Here is a 15,425-nt window from a genome sequence, read left to right as displayed (position 1 = left end):
ATGATCGAGATTCGCCGTTCCGATGAACGCGGCCACGCCAATCACGGCTGGCTCGACTCGTATCACAGCTTTTCGTTTGCCGACTACCGCGACCCGCAACACGTGCATTTCGGACCGCTGCGGGTGATCAACGAAGACCGCATCGCCGGCGGACAGGGCTTTGGCACGCACGGCCATCGGGATATGGAAATCGTCACGTATGTCCTCGAGGGCGCGCTTGCGCACCGCGACAGCATGGGCAACGGCTCGACCATCCGTCCCGGCGACGTGCAGCGCATGAGCGCCGGCACGGGTGTGCAGCATAGCGAGTTCAATGCATCGCAGGACGAACCGGCGCACCTCCTGCAGATCTGGGTGATCCCGCAACGCGCGGGCGACCTGCCCGGCTACGAGGAAAAGCGCTTCGACGATGCCGACAAGCGCGGGCGTTTGCGCGTGGTCGCCTCGCCCGACGGCCGCGACGGCTCGGTGACGATTCACGCGGATGCATCGATTTACGCGGCGCTGATCGATGGCGCGGAACGGGCCACGTTCGCGTTGCCGAAAGGCCGGCTGGCGTATGTGCATGTGGCGCGGGGCACGCTGACCGTGAATGGCGAAACGCTCCAGGCCGGCGACGCCGCCAAGCTCAGCGAGACCGATACGGTGACGCTCGAAAAGGGCGACAACGCCGAAGTGCTGCTGTTCGATCTGGGGCAGCTCAACGGCTAAGCGTGGCCAGGTGCCAATCACCGGCCGCGTATTCATCGGCCGGTGGCTGGTCGGCGCCGGGTGCTATTGGTAGTTGCCAGTTGCCGGAGGCGCCTGATTACTGGCGCAGCGAGCCCCCGAGGCGCACTCAGCGTACAAACAAAAACGCCACGGAAGGTTTTCCGTGGCGTTTTTGCATCCGGACGACGGCCGCGCAGGCCGCCTTCCGGTTACGTCGATCCGACTGCCGCTTACTGATTCGCAGCCGGCGCCGACGCAGCACCCTTACGATGTTCCCAGCGATCGCGCATCTTTTCGTGACGCGCTTCCATCTTCGCAAAACGCTGCTTCAGCGCCGTGCTGACGGTGGTCTTCTGCTGGTCGTTCAAGCCGTTGTAGAACTTGAGCCACGCGTCCGAGGTTTGCTGACGCAGCTGCGCGTCTTTCTGCTCGACCTGCTGGTGCGCGGCAGCCATGGCGTTCAGATCCAGGATCGGCTGCTGCTGGGCGGCCTTGAACTGGTTCTTGATCTGTTCATGGTTGGCGCGCATGGCTTCGTGGTTCTGTTTCATGGTGTCGAGCGCGGCTTGCCATTGCTTTTCCTGGTCCGCGTTCAGCTTCAACTGGTCGTGCAGTTGCGTCAGTTCCTTCATGAAGTGGCCATGCCAGCCGCCGGGGCCGCCATGACCGGCGGGCTGGGCAGCATAGGCAGCGCCCGCGCCAATGGCGAGGGCAGTGGCAGCAACGGCGAGAACGCGCGACATTTTTTTGGTGGACATGTAAGACTCCCTGTAATGGAATAGCCGACGATGCGACCGGGGTGATATGGACGGCCTGCATTCGGTAAGTCACAGCGTAGAGAACTGTGCCCGGCGCTGTGTTACGTGGCTTGATGCGGCTATTACGGGTCATTACGTACGGCTTTCACCGTAACACCCGGTAACCCTTGCGGGCCGTCTGAAATCGAAAACCCTTCCTGCTGCGCGTTAAACTTCATCTCATGGCTACTCAAATACTGGTTGTCGACGACGACGTCGAATTGCGTGATCTGCTGCGCGACTATCTGGCCCGTCAGGGCATCGAAGTTTCGGTGCTGCACGACGCAGGCACGCTCGAGCGCAGGCTCGAGCGCGAGCGTCCGGATCTGATCGTGCTCGATCTGATGATGCCGGGCGTAGATGGGCTGACCGCGCTGCGCAAGCTGCGTGCGTCGGGCGACGACATTCCTGTGATCATGCTGACCGCGCGCGCTGACGACGTCGATCGCATCGTCGGGCTGGAGCTCGGCGCGGACGACTATCTCGGCAAGCCGTTCAACCCGCGCGAGCTGCTGGCGCGCGTGCAGGCCGTGCTGCGCCGCCGCCGCACGCTGCCGTCGGCGGCGGCGCCGGAGCAGCGCGAGCCGTTCAACTTCGGCCGCTTCACGCTGGATTTCCAGTCGCGCACGCTGCATCTCGAAGACAAGCCGCTCACGCTGTCCGGCAGCGAATTCGCGCTTCTGAAAATTTTCGTCAATCACCCCATGCGCACGCTCACTCGTGAGCGCCTGCTCGAACTGCTGCATGGCCCGGAATACGACGGCACCGACCGCGGTATCGACGTACAGGTGTGGCGTTTGCGGCGCATTCTCGAAACCGACCCGTCCACGCCGCGCTTCATTCAAACGGTGCGCGGACGCGGCTACGTGTTCGTGCCGGACGGCGAACAGCATGCGCCGGCCCATTGATTCGCTGTTCGGGCGCCTGGCGCTGCTAGTCATTGCAGTGCTCCTGCTGTCGCATTTTGCGTGGTACTCGCTCATGCGGCTCGAGCGCAGCCAGTTGCAAACGCGCTACGCAGTCGAGGAAGCCACTTTCCTTGTCGACGCGGTGCGCCAGCACGTCGCCCGAACGCCGGATCAGCCTTTGCCGTCGCGTGTCAGGCTGGTCGATCCGACGAGTCCCGACGTGCCGCCGGAGAGCGCCGCTTTGCCGGCGCCCCTCGAACGTTTCATCGAGGACGTGCGCGATCGCATGCCCGCCGGCACCCTGGTGCGGGTCGGTCAGCCGGGTCGCCCGCCCACGCTGTGGGTGCGCGGCACCGCGGATCGCAGCTGGATCGTGGTGCCGGTGCAGCCGCTGCGCCCGCCGCGTTCGCTCGATCGCACGGTGCTGTGGCTCGCCATCATTTTCTCGTTCGCGGTGATGGCGGCGCTTTTTGCCGCGTGGGCGCTGCAGCAGCCGTTGCGCTCGCTCGCCCAGGCGGTGGCGCGCTTCGGCCGCGGCCTGCCGGTGCCGCCGGTGCCCGAGCGCGGTCCGCGCGAGTTACGGCAGTTGACGCATGGCTTCAACCAGATGGTTCAGGAAGTGGCGCGTACTGAAAACGACCGGGCTGTGATGCTGGCCGGCGTCGCGCACGATCTGAAAACGCCGCTGGCACGCTTGCGGCTGCGCGCCGAAATGATGGAAGAAGTGAAGATGCGTGACGGCGTCGTGCGCGATGTCGATTCGATGACGCATATCGTCGAGCAGTTTCTGGTGTTCGCCCACGACGGCGCCGATCGTAGCGAAGCGGTCGAAGTGGACGCACAGTGCGACCGCGTGGTCCGCAGCTATCGCGCGGTCGCGGCCGGCTCACCCACCGTGCGGACCGAACTCAACGCGGGACCCGGTTTCCTGCTGCCCGCCGCGACACTCGACCGGATCCTGTCGAACCTGTTGGACAACGCACATGCCTACGGCGCGCCGCCGATCGTCGTCGCCACGGCGCGCAACGCGCAAGGCTTCACGCTTTCGGTAAGCGACAACGGCAGCGGTATCGCCGCGCAGGACCTGATCAATGCCAGCCGGCCGTTCGTCCGGCTCGACCCGGCCCGTGGCGGCAACGGCCATAGCGGGTTGGGGCTCGCGATTGTCGAGCGTCTGGTGCGGCGTGCGGGTGGCGAGTGGGAGATCGGCAACCACGGCGGCCGTGGCTTGCGGGTCTTGATGACTTTTCCATTCGACGTGGTGCCACGTGCCATGGCGACGTCGGAAAGCGTTTGGGGTTGAGCGGGGCAAGCGTGGCAGGCGCCTGCCACGCTATGCGCATGCCGCGATGCGAGGTCCGAACGCAAGGTTCGGAATGCGGCGTCCGCAATGCAATGCCGAATGCGTCGTCAGGAACGCGCGTCCGGCACCCGGTTCGCTAGTCTGAAAACAGCGTGTTCAACGCATTCGCCGCGTCACTATCCACGGTATTCCACGTTACCGTTTCGGCTTCGAAAATGTAGTGCGTGGTGTACTTGCCGAGACGCGCGAGTATCTCTTCCTGAATCAGTTCCGGCGCGACCTCCAGTTTCAGATACCACGCGGTCGACGACAAACGCGTCTGGAACGCGCCATATTCGGCCAGCAGATGGTCGAACGCGTCAGCATCCTGATCGCGACAGACGATGACCAGATTTCCCTTCATGCGAATCTCCCGTTAGAGCGGTAGCGGCAACCTCGATGTCAGGGTTGATGATACCTGCTTCGTTACGGGAAGCCCGAGGCCTCGACTTGCTTTGCATCAGGGACCACGCTCATCGGCGGGGGGCAGTGGGTCGGACGGGATGGCTTGCCGGGTACCGGCGCCGGGCGTCACCAGGCGTTGGCCACCGTTCGCGTGGGGGGTGCGGTGTCGTCGGGCGGAAGGGCTTCGGTGCGGTCGCGGCCGCCCGTCTTTGCCGCGTAAAGCGCCGTGTCGGCACGGCTCATGATGCGTTCGGGCAGATCGTCGGACGCGAGTTCGGTGATGCCGATGCTCACGCTCAAGCCCACCGAGGCCGGCAACTTCGGCGAAGGAATCGCTTTCAGGCGCAGGCGCAAGCGTTCGACGACTTCGCGGCCGCCGGCCAGATTCGTGGCCGGCAGCAGCAAGCCGAACTCTTCGCCGCCCAGCCGGCCGATCGCATCGGTGCCGCGCAGTTCGGCGCGGCAGGTGTCGACGAAATGTTCGAGCGCGCGGTCGCCGGCGGCGTGGCCGAAGCGGTCGTTGATCTGCTTGAAGTGGTCGAGGTCGGCGATCGCCATGCACAGCGGCTCGTTGCCCGCATGCGCGCGTTCGATCTCGTGGCGCAGCAGGTCGAGGAAGTAGCGCCGCGACAGCGCGCCGGTCAGCGCATCGTGGCGCGCCTCGGCCGAGAGCAGCGTATTGGCCGATTGCAATTGTTCTGCAAGGTCACGCGTGGCGCGATGGTGGCGCCGCTCGCGCACGTACGACACGGTAATCACCCACGCGAGCGCGACGGTGCCGGCCAGCGTCAGGAACACCAGCAGATGGTCGCGCTTGTGATTACGCAGCAGCTCGGGCCAGGCCGCGAGCGGATCGACCAGGTGCGCCGACAGCCCGGAGTTCAGGCCGCTGCGTGCCTGATACAGCGACGGCGCCGGCTGCTCGCTCATGCCGAACAGCTGTTCGGCGACGCTTGCCGGCACCCAGGGCGCCTGTTCGCGCACCTGCGTGTCGACCTGAATCTGGATGTCGGGGAAGATTTCGCGGCGATAGAGGGTCATGCGCTCGGCGGCGCTCATCTGCGTGACGCGCGAATTCGGCAGCGCGTGGCCTTCGAGTTCGCTGTTGTGCGCCATGATGATGACGCCGTTTTCGTCGGCGACGAAGGTGCCGGCATGCGCTACCCAGTGGCGCAGCCGCGCGATCCCTACCTTGGCCACCACCACCCCGACCAGCAGGCCGTCGGCATACACCGGCGCCGCGATGAAGATGCCCGGTTCGCCGCTCTGGCGGCCGACGCCATAGGCTTCCGAGAACGCGCCGAGCAGGGCGTTCGTCAGGTAGCCGCGCACGCGCATGTCGGCGCCGACGAAGGAGCGCTCCGCGGCAAGCGGTCTATTGACGGAGTTGCTCGAAGCGACACAGACGCCGTTGGTGTTGACGAGCCAGACCTGGTCGAGCCCGGAGAAGCCTTGCGCGTCGTGCAGGAAATTGCTCACGGCGAACATCTGCGGGTCTTTTAACAACGCGGCGCGCAGGGCGGGTTCCGCCGCTTCGCCGTTCGCGGCATAATTCTGGGATTGCACCAGCGCGCGCTGGACTACGTCCATTTCGGCCATGGTTGCGGGGATGGCCCGAGACATGGAAAGGTCGCTGGCGATCACCTCCGCCATGTTGTCGACGATCGACGTGGACATCTGGCGCTGCGTGCGCAAGGCCGCGTCCAGCTCTTGCTGTACCATCCGGTCCGCGACCATGCCGGCCACGAACCAGCAAACGAGCACGACCAGCATGAAGCTGATCGGTCCGGTTGCCTGGCGCAAGGTTGTCCTGTTCATCGACCCTCTGATTCGTCTGGCTGTGATATGCAACTAGCTCATTTATGGCAGCGTGCTGGCGCTGCTTTGCCCCTGCGCAAGCCGCTGGCGATACGCCCCCGGTGTGCTCCGCGCTGTGGGCCTGCCTAACCGCGAAGCGGCATGCCGTCTCTTGATTTTAACCGTCATGGGGCCTGACGCCACCGTTATTGCGGGAATGCGAAATGCATCCGTCGTGCCCATCAGGTTCTTAACGGCAGCGCATCCGCTTTCTGAATGGCTGCACAGGTTTTTCGGGGGCTTGAAATCCGCTGCGCGCTGCAATCGCGATGGCCGGGAAAGTGGCCTGCGCGCGACAGTAGTGGACAGTAGCGGGCTCGCTGCAACGCCTCACCGTCGCCGGCCGAAGGCTGTTGGCGAGGCATTCGCCGCTATTTGCTGCTATTTGCCATGAAAGGTTGTGCCCGAAACATAGGATGGTGTAGTGTCGTGCCGTCCAAAACAAGGAAAGCCCGCCAGCCCTAGGGCGGCGCCCGCGGCGACAGAGGATTCCGGCTTCGTGGTACCGGTCCTGGGCAGCTCGCCCATGGACACGTCCGCACCGGTCTGTGTGTCTCCAACGCTAACGATTTACCGCGCAGATGCGTTTTGCCATGCCTGATTTCCGTTTTCTGGACCGATCTTCAGACTGCCGCGCCGAAGCCGCGGCTCCCTTCGTGTGTTTGAATACCTGGTTGAATAGGGAGAGTGTCTGATGGATTTCAGCTTCAACCTGAAGCGCACCGCCAATGCGTCGGCATGGCGGGTATTGCCCAATCGCTGGGACTTCGTCGCTTTTCCGCTGATCATCTGCATTATCGCGATGGCGGCGATCGGCTTTCACGAGACGCTGGCGCCGATGTCGACGCTCAAGACTCAGGCGATCTCGCTCGACCCGTCGAATCTGCCCGAGTATGCGATGCGCACCACGCTGCGCATGCTGGCGGCAATGGTCGCTTCGCTGATCTTTACGCTGGTGTACGGCACGCTGGCGGCCAAGAGCCGCCGTGCCGGCATGGTGCTGGTGCCGATTCTCGACATCCTGCAGTCGGTACCGGTGCTGGGCTACATTTCGTTTACGGTCACGTTCTTCCTCGCGCTGTTTCCGGGCCGTGTGCTCGGCGCGGAGCTCGCGGCGATCTTCGCGATCTTCACGAGTCAGGCGTGGAACATGACGTTCAGCTTCTATCAATCGCTGCGCACGGTGCCGCGCGATCTCGATGAAGTATCGCGCGGCTTTCATCTGACTTCATGGCAGCGCTTCTGGAAACTGGAAGTGCCGTTCTCGATGCCGGGCCTCATCTGGAACATGATGATGTCGATGTCGGGCGGCTGGTTCTTCGTGGTGGCTTCTGAAGCGATTACGGTCGGCAACAACACGATCACGCTACCGGGGATCGGTGCCTATCTCGCGCAGGCGATTTCCGACAAGAACCTGCACGCGATCGGCTGGGTGATCCTTGCCATGACGGTCGTGATTCTTGCGTACGACCAGTTCATGTTCCGCCCGCTCGTTGCGTGGGCCGACAAGTTCCGTATGGAAAACACCAGTTCGGGCGACGCGCCTGAGTCATGGCTGCTCGACCTGATCCGCCGCACCCATCTGATTCACCGTCTGCTGGTGCCGCTCGGCTGGATGTTCGCCAAGGCTGCGCGCGTCAACTTCACGTTGCCTGCATTTGGCGGCCCGCGTTTCCATATTCCGCAGCGCGAGAAGACCTCGCGCATCGGCGACATTGTCTGGGCGGCTGTGGTGCTGCTCGCCACGGTCTACGTGGTATGGCGCGTGATTGCCTATGTGCGCACCGGCGTGTCGCTCGACGAAGTCTGGCACGTGCTCGTACTGGGGCTCATCACCCTGCTGCGGGTGGTAGTGCTGATTGCGATCGCCTCCGTGATCTGGGTGCCGATCGGTGTGCTGATCGGCTTGCGGCCGGCGCTGGCGGAAAAGGTGCAGCCGATTGCGCAGTTCCTTGCCGCGTTCCCGGCGAATCTGCTGTTCCCGGTGTTCGTCATCGCCATCGTGCGCTTTCACCTGAACCCGGACATCTGGCTGTCGCCGCTGATCGTGCTGGGCACGCAGTGGTATATCCTGTTCAACGTGATTGCCGGTGCAAGTTCGTATCCGAACGACTATCGGGAAGCGGCCAAGAACTTCCACATTCGCGGCTGGCAATGGTGGCGCCAGGCAATGCTGCCGGGCATTTTCCCTTATTACGTGACCGGCGCGATCACCGCGTCGGGCGGCGCGTGGAACGCCAGCATCGTTGCTGAATTCGTCCAGTGGGGCGACACCAAGGTTGCCGCGCATGGCCTGGGCGCCTACATCGCGCAGACCACCGCAGCAGGTGACTATCCGAAGATCATTGTGGGCATCGCCGTGATGTCCCTGTTCGTGACCCTGTTCAACCGCCTGTTGTGGCGTCCGATGTTCGCCTACGCTGAAGCGAAGCTCCGGCTAGATTGAGAATTAAAGGCTAAACGCGATGCAAAATCCTAAAGCTGCTATGACCGCCGCGCCGATCCAGACCCCGCCGATGCCGCCGCGCCTCGGTGAGGAGATTCTGCGCGTCAAGGACGTGTGCCGCGGGTTCAACAAGTCGCAGGGCGAGCTGCTCGTCCTCGACGACGCGAATCTGTCGCTGCGCGAAGGCGAGATCGTCGGGTTGCTGGGCCGCTCGGGCTCAGGCAAGTCGACGCTGTTGCGCATCATCGCCGGTCTGATCGAGCCGACCGATGGCGAAGTCACGTATATGGGCAAGCCGCTCGACGGTCCGGCCAAGGGCGTGGCGATGGTGTTCCAGACTTTCGCGCTGTTCCCGTGGCTGACCGTGCTGCAAAACGTGGAAGCGGGTCTCGAAGCACAAGGCGTCGGTGCGAGTGATCGCCGTACGCGCGCTCTGGCGGCAATCGACCTGATCGGTCTCGACGGGTTCGAAAACGCGTATCCGCGCGAACTGTCGGGCGGTATGCGTCAGCGCGTCGGCTTTGCGCGCGCGCTGGTGGTCGACCCTACGCTGCTGCTGATGGACGAACCGTTCTCCGCGCTCGACGTGCTGACCGCCGAAACGCTGCGTACCGATCTGCTCGACCTGTGGACGCAAGGCCGCATGCCGATCAAGGCGGTGCTGATCGTCACGCACAACATCGAGGAAGCGGTGTTCATGTGCGACCGGATTCTGGTGCTGTCGTCGAATCCTGGCCGTGTGATCGCCGAGATCAAGGTGCCGTTCAAGCATCCGCGCAACCGTCTGGACCCGGCGTTCCGCCGGCTGGTCGATGACATTTACGCGAAGATGACCGCGCGTCAGACGGATGAGAAGACCAAGAAGGGCCTCGAGTTGCACAGCTGGCTGCCGCATGTGTCGACCAACCTGATGGCCGGTCTGATCGAAACGCTGGCCGCCGCGCCGTATCATGGCCGCGCGGACATGCCGGAAATCGCCCGCTCGCTGCACCTGGAGGTGGACGATCTGTTCCCCGTCGCCGAAGTGCTGCAGCACCTGGGTTTTGCCGACATCCGCGAAGGGGATATTTTCCTGACGCCGCCGGCACGCGTGTTCTCGGAATTCGGCACGCAGGAACGCAAGATGATGTTCGCCGAGCACCTGCTGCGTCATGTGCCACTTGCTGCGCGGATCAAGAAGGTGTTGAACGAACGGCCGGGGCATCGTGCACCGCGCGTGCGCTTCGAGCAGGAGCTGGAGGATTTTCTGTCGGACAGCGCCGCGGAAGAGACGCTCGACGCAGTCATCAACTGGGGCCGTTATGGCGAGATCTTCTCGTACAACGACCAGACCGAAATCTTCAGTCTGGAAGACGTGGAGTCTTAAGCGCTGTCGAGTCGATTAAGACGCTTCAGGCAAAAAGCGGCAGGGGAGACTCTGCCGCTTTTTTATTGCAGATTGCCCCAGCGCTCGACCGCCGGTTCCGCTGACGCCCACTTCCAGCCCTTGTCCTGGCGGCAGGCGCTGGCCGTGTACCAGTCTTCGTGCGCGTTCGGACCGTCGCCGTCCTGAACCGAGAACACGAAATCTTTGCACAACGCGAGCGCCGAGTTGAACGCGCGCGTTACGCGCACCTGGCCGTGGCCGTTCTCGATCGGCAGCGTGTGCTTGACCGCCCAGGGCCGCGTCTCGCCGACGGGCATTGCACCCGCTAATGCGGCGATCATGTTCTGCTGATCGGTGTGCATGGTGCGCATGTAGCGGCCAATAGCTTCGTCGGTCGCGGCCTGCACGGCGATACCGACGCCGATGCCGACGGCCGGATTCGATGTCACGAGGCCTGACGCGACCCCGGCTGCGGCGCCGCTCGCTGCGCCGACCGACGAGCAACCGCTCGTCAGCAGACTGGCGCCGACGCAGATCGCGCCAGCCAGCACGAGCCGCAGCCGGTTGCCCGAAAGCGCCGCCGCGGGCGTGCGCGGAACCCGGGGGGGACGCGCGCCGTCGATGCGCCCAAGGGCAGATTCATTCCGCGAGCGTGGAAGCGACAGCGCCTTCATTGCAGCGCGCCCCAGCGTTCCGTAGCGGGTTCGGCCGAGGCCCATTTCCAGTTGTCGCCGTCCCGGCAGATCGACGCGACGTAAAACGCGCTGCTCGCCGGCACATTCTTGGTGGCGGTTTGATCGACCGAGAAGACGATTTCCTTGCAGTCGAGCGCGCCGGTGCTGATCGTGCGGCTGACGGTCACGCGGCCGTGTTCGTCGTCTTCGATCGGCATGGAGTGGGTCACGCTCCACGGTGCGATCGCGCCGACCTCGAGCGGTCCGGCGATTTTGGCGATGCCGTCCTGTGTATTCGTGTGCACCACACGTTCCGAGTACTGCACGCCAGCCCGGGCCGCGGCGACCGCGCCAAGACCGATGCCGGTAGCGACTGCCGCATTGCTGGTGACCTTGGCCGCGAGCGCGGCGCCTGCGATACCGGCGCCAGCGGTGGCGCCTTCCGAGTAGAGCGAACTACAGCCGCTCAACGCCGACGTGATCGCGACTGCCAACGCGACGAGCGCCGTTGTATTCGGACGCCCGCGTGTTGCTGCTCTGGACGCTTTGGCTGTTTGTTTTGCCCAATCGACCCACACCATACTTTTCTGCATTTCCCTGTCTCTGCTCCGGCAGGTGCCTTTCGCTCACGCATCGTTCACCCATGTGGTTCAAGCGTGTTAGCAGTGCGTGAGCGAAAGGCACGTCTTCCTCATGTTGCAACGTGCGCTGCCGCATTTTGCAGGATGCCATTTGTAATTGGCAGTGGGAAAGTGCAAGCAATTGCAAAAGATGGTGCGAGTCAAATCGGTTTCTGGTTGGGGAAATCCGATTTGATTGGCGGTGCGAAGAGATTAATTATGAGATGACAGGCGCGCAAAAAGGGCCGTTTCAGCAGAGCGGGGAATGCTCTGCAAGCGCACAAGGACGGCTCAATAAGTAGACGGCGAGCACAGAAAACACCGGCTCATGCAAACACACCGCATGAGCGCGTAGCCTGCCTTATTGCTCGTTTTCTTCTTCCGCGCCTTCGTCGCCGCCGTAGGCGCTCAAGCGGTTGTACAGCGTTTTCAGACTCACGCCGAGTGCTTTGGCCGCGCGCCGTTTGTCGCCGCCGCAATATTTGAGCGTGCCGAGAATGATCTGCTTTTGCGCATCGGCGAGTGGCGTGCCGATCCACACGCTCATCGCGTCGCCCTGCGTCACGGGTTTTTTTACGCGCGACGCAAGGTGTGGATGCGGCAACTCGACCGTCTTCTCCGCGAGAATGAACGCGCGATATACCGCGTTCTTCAACTCGCGGACGTTGCCCGGCCACGACCAGGTCCGTAGCGTTTCGATCGACCGTTTGCTGAAGCTCTTGCTTGCGTTTTCCTGCTGATTCAGCAAGGCGAGAAAGTGTTGCGCGAGCAGTTCGCGATCGTTCTCACGCTCGCGCAACGGCGGCGCGCGCAACGGGAAAACCGCGAGCCGGTACATCAGGTCTTCACGCAGTCCGTTTTCCTTCACGGCGACGGCGGGGTCGCGATTAGTCGCCGCGATCACGCGCACGTCACCATGAATCAGTTCGTTGCCGCCGACCCGGAAAAACGTGCCGGTCTCTAGCGCGCGCAAGAGCTTGACCTGGCGTACCGGCGCCATTTCGGTAATTTCGTCGAGAAACAGCGTGCCGCCGTTCGCATGTTCGAAGTAGCCGATGCGGCCCTGAACCGCGCCGGTGAAGCTGCCTTTTTCGTGGCCGAACAACTCGGCTTCAATGAGTTCGTCTGGAATCGCGCCGCAGTTCACGGCGACAAACGGCGCGTCCTTGCGGCTGCTTTGATCGTGAATCGTACGGGCGATCAGTTCCTTGCCCGTGCCGGATTCGCCGATGATAAGCGCGGTCGCATCGGTGCTGGCGACGCGTTCGATCTGTTCATACAGATCGAGCATCACCGGCGACGAGCCATAGAGCAGCCCGTACGATTTCAGTCCCGCGATGCCGTCCGCAGCGCGCTGCTTCGTGGGTGACGAAGCATTGCCGCCGGTGGAGACGGTGGGCGAGGCCAGATCGATCGACGCCATAAACGGGGGTCCTGTGCAAATTGAGGTTCGGTATTGCGGCGCGCAGGCCTTGGAGCAAGACGGACCGTGCGGCCACTATCTCACAGAAATTCGATTTAACCACTTTGACGCCGCTTGCGGCAATCCATGTGACGGTCGGCGAAACAGGCCGGTGCATGTCGGTCGAAAGTGCCTGAACCCGTGCCTTCAGCGAACGAGCGCGGCAAAGTTACCGGGCACGGCGTTTGCTGATTTCCCTCGATATGCGTGTGCTTTTGAGTAACCCGGTTCGAAGCGCGCCGGCGACGGACTCGATTCGCCGAATTTCGCCGAACGTTCGCGACGCGCCACCGGAAGACGCAAACGCCGAATTCAGACATAGGAGCGAATGATGACTGACACCACGCAACAGCTTGCTCTCGGCGGGCAGAAGATTGTCGAGGATTTGAGAGTGCTGCTGACGGACTCGGAAGAAATGTTGCGGCTTGCCGCCAACGTGCCCGGCGAAGGCGTCGATGCGCTGCGCGAACGCCTCGGGGCGCATGTCGAAACGCTGCAATCGGCGCTCGGTGATGCGCAGCAGAACGCGCACCGTCGCTACCGGGCTGCGACCGTCAATACCGAACGCTACGTGCGGCGTAATCCGTGGCGTTCGATCGGTATTGCCGCGAGCGTCGGCTTCCTGCTTGGCGTCCTCTGCACGCGCTAATACGCGATGCTCGACGCCGATTCGCTTGACGATAACAAGGAGTTCAAGATGGGACGACCCAAGATTGGCATCTTTGGTGCGCTGATGGCCCTCGGCGGATTTCTGGCTGTGCGCTACGTGCAGCGCAACCGTGGCGCGAAGATCCCTGCGGCGCGTGAATTGAGCCGTTGGGAGGGCGAGGGCGGCACGGTGGCGCCGCAGCCGGCTACACCGGCCGGAAGTGTGACGGCGGCGGTGGCCGGCCTGTCTGCTCCGTCCACGCCGGACGCCGCGCATGGCGAAAATGACTCAGCGCGTCCGAACGGCAAGGACGGCGCATGGCCGTTTCCACGCAGTTGAGGGCTCGCGAAAAAGGACCTTGCGGCTGCGGCCGCACCGGCGTGTCGCTTTGGCAAGCAGCGCCTGGTACACATTACAATTTTGTCTCGATAAAGCCGTATAATAGGTAAATAAACAACAATGCCGTGCAACGCGGGGTGTTTCTGCTGTTGATTGTTGCGATATTGAATCAAGTCAGAGGGTCGGCACGATTGCGAGACGTTAGCGTGTGCTCACATCCGAGCGCACCCACGCCGCACCGGCAAGCTGCCGACCGGCTTTCCAGCATGCGGTTTTGCATGTTCCCCATTCACGCTTTCGGGCTTTCGAGACGCGATGCCACACGTACTGATTGTCGATGACGATGCCGGTACCCGCGAGGCGCTATCCGCCATCATCGGGGAAGACGGTCTGACTACCGCCACTGCGGGCGATCTGCGCGAAGCGCGCATTCAACTGGTCCGGCAGATGCCGGACGTCGTCTTTACCGACCTGAAGCTGCCCGACGGCAGTGGGGTCGATCTGTTTGAAGATCTCGATCCGCGCTCCGGCGTGGAGGTGATTGTGATTACGGGCCACGCCACGGTGGAGTCGGCGGTCAACGCGTTGAAGATGGGCGCCACCGACTACCTGGTGAAGCCGATCAACATGCAGCGCGTGAAGGCGATTCTGTCGCGCCTGCCGCGCGCCGGCGATCTGAAGGCGGAAATCGGCACCTTGCGTGGTGAGTTGCGACGCATGGGCCGGTTTGGCTTGATGCTCGGCAATTCGCCGGCCATGCAGGAGGTTTATGACCAGATCGGCCGAGTTGCGCCGACGGCGGCTTCGGTCATGCTGGTGGGCGAGTCGGGCACCGGCAAGGAAGTTGCCGCGCAGACGCTGCACCAGCTCAGCTTGCGCCGTAAGCATGCGTTTCTCGCGGTGAACTGCGGTGCGATTTCGCCGAATCTGATCGAATCGGAAATGTTCGGGCACGAGCGCGGCTCGTTCACTGGCGCGGACCGTCAGCATAAAGGCTATTTCGAACGTGCGAACGGCGGCACGCTGTTCCTCGACGAAATCACTGAAATGCCGATCGAGTTGCAGGTGAAGCTGCTGCGCGTGCTGGAAACCGGCATGTTCATGCGGGTCGGCACGACCAAGGAAATCGAAACGGATGTGCGCCTGATTGCGGCTACTAACCGTGATCCTGAGCAGGCGGTGCTGGAAGGCAAGTTGCGGCTCGATTTGTACCACCGTCTGAATGTGTTTCCGATCAGCCTGCCGCCGCTGCGTGATCGGGGTAAGGACGTTGATTTGCTTGCGCAGGCGTTTCTTGATGAACTCAATGAGCGTCATGGCACGAAGAAGCATTTTCCGGCTGCTGTTAAGGAGATGCTGATGTCGTATCCGTGGCCGGGGAATGTGCGCGAGTTGAAGAACTACGTGCAGCGTGCGCACATCATGTCGGGCTCGGATTCGGATAGTACGGCTACGGTGCCGTTGCAGATTACGTTGTCGAAGCCTGCGGCTGGGACGGCTATTACGATTCCATTTGGTACTTCGCTTGCTGAGGCGGATCGGCAGTTGATTCTGGCTACGCTTGAGCAATGTGGTGGGGTGAAGACTCGGGCTGCTGAGATTCTGGGTATTAGTTTGAAGACGCTTTATAACCGGCTTGTTGAGTATGGGAATGATGCGCGGGATGAGGGGGATGTTGCGGATGAGTCGCGGGTGTTGGGGGGGGCTTGAGGTTTTTGGTTTTCGTGGGTGTTTTTTTGTATGTGTTTGGGGTGTTGGCCTTTTTTTGAATTGCTAGTGGTCTATTAGCGTTGCCCCTGTGCGGGGCAATGCTCTCAACTTAAGCCCCATTCCATCAGGCGAGCTTGTA

14 protein-coding genes are annotated in these 15,425 nt (G+C 62.7%); 8 read left to right on the top strand and 6 right to left on the bottom strand.

Annotated features, from left to right (window positions below; all coding sequences use genetic code 11):
* Complete coding sequence (locus tag PQQ95_RS27625; RefSeq protein WP_408443181.1) at nucleotides 1-711, top strand: pirin family protein; 711 nt, start codon at nucleotides 1-3, stop codon at nucleotides 709-711.
* Between the two features lie 230 nt (nucleotides 712-941).
* Here the strand turns inward: PQQ95_RS27625 and PQQ95_RS27620 are convergent, their stop codons facing one another.
* Nucleotides 942-1,469 carry a Spy/CpxP family protein refolding chaperone gene (locus PQQ95_RS27620; RefSeq protein ID WP_408443178.1) on the bottom strand — a complete coding sequence of 176 codons (528 nt, stop codon included), beginning with the start codon at nucleotides 1,467-1,469 and terminating at the stop codon, nucleotides 942-944.
* 221 nt (nucleotides 1,470-1,690) lie between these two features.
* Here PQQ95_RS27620 and PQQ95_RS27615 point away from each other — a divergent pair, with 221 nt between their 5' ends.
* Nucleotides 1,691-2,416 (top strand): response regulator, encoded by a 726-nt coding sequence (locus PQQ95_RS27615; RefSeq protein ID WP_054035058.1) that lies wholly within the window; start codon nucleotides 1,691-1,693, stop codon nucleotides 2,414-2,416.
* A complete protein-coding gene (locus PQQ95_RS27610; RefSeq protein ID WP_408443176.1) occupies nucleotides 2,400-3,719 on the top strand; it encodes an ATP-binding protein in 1,320 nt (439 codons plus the stop codon). Before PQQ95_RS27615 ends, PQQ95_RS27610 begins: the two co-directional genes overlap by 17 nt.
* 136 nt (nucleotides 3,720-3,855) lie before the next feature.
* Here PQQ95_RS27610 and PQQ95_RS27605 read toward each other — a convergent pair whose 3' ends face one another.
* Nucleotides 3,856-4,122 carry a double-stranded DNA-specific endonuclease gene (locus tag PQQ95_RS27605; protein ID WP_038458190.1) on the bottom strand — a complete coding sequence of 89 codons (267 nt, stop codon included), beginning with the start codon at nucleotides 4,120-4,122 and terminating at the stop codon, nucleotides 3,856-3,858.
* Between the two features lie 167 nt (nucleotides 4,123-4,289).
* Nucleotides 4,290-5,981: a sensor domain-containing diguanylate cyclase gene (locus PQQ95_RS27600; protein ID WP_408443173.1), complete on the bottom strand. Its 1,692-nt coding sequence runs from the start codon at nucleotides 5,979-5,981 to the stop codon at nucleotides 4,290-4,292.
* A gap of 733 nt (nucleotides 5,982-6,714) precedes the next feature.
* Here PQQ95_RS27600 and PQQ95_RS27595 point away from each other — a divergent pair.
* Entirely contained in the window at nucleotides 6,715-8,466 is a 1,752-nt protein-coding gene (locus tag PQQ95_RS27595) for an ABC transporter permease (protein WP_408443170.1), read from the top strand.
* 19 nt (nucleotides 8,467-8,485) lie between these two features.
* Complete coding sequence (locus tag PQQ95_RS27590) at nucleotides 8,486-9,832, top strand: ABC transporter ATP-binding protein (RefSeq protein ID WP_093643836.1); 1,347 nt, start codon at nucleotides 8,486-8,488, stop codon at nucleotides 9,830-9,832.
* A gap of 62 nt (nucleotides 9,833-9,894) precedes the next feature.
* Here the strand turns inward: PQQ95_RS27590 and PQQ95_RS27585 are convergent, their stop codons facing one another.
* From PQQ95_RS27585 to PQQ95_RS27575, 3 genes are all read right to left on the bottom strand, one after another.
* Entirely contained in the window at nucleotides 9,895-10,506 is a 612-nt protein-coding gene (locus tag PQQ95_RS27585; RefSeq protein WP_408443168.1) for a hypothetical protein, read from the bottom strand.
* Nucleotides 10,503-11,099, bottom strand: a complete 597-nt coding sequence (locus PQQ95_RS27580) for a hypothetical protein (protein ID WP_408443165.1) — start codon at nucleotides 11,097-11,099, stop codon at nucleotides 10,503-10,505. The genes PQQ95_RS27585 and PQQ95_RS27580 overlap by 4 nt, the downstream gene beginning before the upstream one ends.
* A gap of 388 nt (nucleotides 11,100-11,487) precedes the next feature.
* The gene (locus tag PQQ95_RS27575) at nucleotides 11,488-12,549 is read right to left on the bottom strand and encodes a sigma-54 interaction domain-containing protein (RefSeq protein ID WP_408443162.1); all 1,062 of its coding nucleotides are present in this window, start codon (nucleotides 12,547-12,549) and stop codon (nucleotides 11,488-11,490) included.
* 370 nt (nucleotides 12,550-12,919) lie between these two features.
* Between PQQ95_RS27575 and PQQ95_RS27570 the strand changes: the two genes are divergently transcribed.
* From PQQ95_RS27570 to PQQ95_RS27560, 3 genes are all read left to right on the top strand, one after another.
* Nucleotides 12,920-13,237, top strand: coding sequence for an ElaB/YgaM/YqjD family protein (locus tag PQQ95_RS27570; protein ID WP_408443437.1), 318 nt, complete (start codon nucleotides 12,920-12,922; stop codon nucleotides 13,235-13,237).
* Between the two features lie 48 nt (nucleotides 13,238-13,285).
* On the top strand, nucleotides 13,286-13,576 hold the full coding sequence (locus PQQ95_RS27565) for a hypothetical protein (RefSeq protein ID WP_408443159.1): 291 nt from the start codon (nucleotides 13,286-13,288) through the stop codon (nucleotides 13,574-13,576).
* A gap of 315 nt (nucleotides 13,577-13,891) precedes the next feature.
* A complete protein-coding gene (locus tag PQQ95_RS27560) occupies nucleotides 13,892-15,286 on the top strand; it encodes a sigma-54-dependent transcriptional regulator (RefSeq protein ID WP_408443157.1) in 1,395 nt (464 codons plus the stop codon).
* Nucleotides 15,287-15,425 lie beyond the last annotated feature (139 nt).

The organism is Paraburkholderia caffeinilytica, from assembly GCF_046030355.1.
Taxonomy (GTDB): Bacteria; Pseudomonadota; Gammaproteobacteria; order Burkholderiales; family Burkholderiaceae; genus Paraburkholderia; species Paraburkholderia caffeinilytica_B.
Note: the sequence above shows the minus strand (reverse complement) of the source record. Positions and strands in the feature narration are given on the sequence as shown.

What these genes read in the sequence shown, in the direction of transcription:
- PQQ95_RS27625 (WP_408443181.1), top strand. Translation starts at nt 1, where the DNA reads ATGATCGAGATTCGCCGTTCCGATGAACGCGGCCACGCCAATCACGGC.
- PQQ95_RS27620 (WP_408443178.1), bottom strand. Translation starts at nt 1,469, where the DNA reads ATGTCCACCAAAAAAATGTCGCGCGTTCTCGCCGTTGCTGCCACTGCC.
- PQQ95_RS27615 (WP_054035058.1), top strand. Translation starts at nt 1,691, where the DNA reads ATGGCTACTCAAATACTGGTTGTCGACGACGACGTCGAATTGCGTGAT.
- PQQ95_RS27610 (WP_408443176.1), top strand. Translation starts at nt 2,400, where the DNA reads ATGCGCCGGCCCATTGATTCGCTGTTCGGGCGCCTGGCGCTGCTAGTC.
- PQQ95_RS27605 (WP_038458190.1), bottom strand. Translation starts at nt 4,122, where the DNA reads ATGAAGGGAAATCTGGTCATCGTCTGTCGCGATCAGGATGCTGACGCG.
- PQQ95_RS27600 (WP_408443173.1), bottom strand. Translation starts at nt 5,981, where the DNA reads ATGAACAGGACAACCTTGCGCCAGGCAACCGGACCGATCAGCTTCATG.
- PQQ95_RS27595 (WP_408443170.1), top strand. Translation starts at nt 6,715, where the DNA reads ATGGATTTCAGCTTCAACCTGAAGCGCACCGCCAATGCGTCGGCATGG.
- PQQ95_RS27590 (WP_093643836.1), top strand. Translation starts at nt 8,486, where the DNA reads ATGCAAAATCCTAAAGCTGCTATGACCGCCGCGCCGATCCAGACCCCG.
- PQQ95_RS27585 (WP_408443168.1), bottom strand. Translation starts at nt 10,506, where the DNA reads ATGAAGGCGCTGTCGCTTCCACGCTCGCGGAATGAATCTGCCCTTGGG.
- PQQ95_RS27580 (WP_408443165.1), bottom strand. Translation starts at nt 11,099, where the DNA reads ATGCAGAAAAGTATGGTGTGGGTCGATTGGGCAAAACAAACAGCCAAA.
- PQQ95_RS27575 (WP_408443162.1), bottom strand. Translation starts at nt 12,549, where the DNA reads ATGGCGTCGATCGATCTGGCCTCGCCCACCGTCTCCACCGGCGGCAAT.
- PQQ95_RS27570 (WP_408443437.1), top strand. Translation starts at nt 12,920, where the DNA reads ATGACTGACACCACGCAACAGCTTGCTCTCGGCGGGCAGAAGATTGTC.
- PQQ95_RS27565 (WP_408443159.1), top strand. Translation starts at nt 13,286, where the DNA reads ATGGGACGACCCAAGATTGGCATCTTTGGTGCGCTGATGGCCCTCGGC.
- PQQ95_RS27560 (WP_408443157.1), top strand. Translation starts at nt 13,892, where the DNA reads ATGCCACACGTACTGATTGTCGATGACGATGCCGGTACCCGCGAGGCG.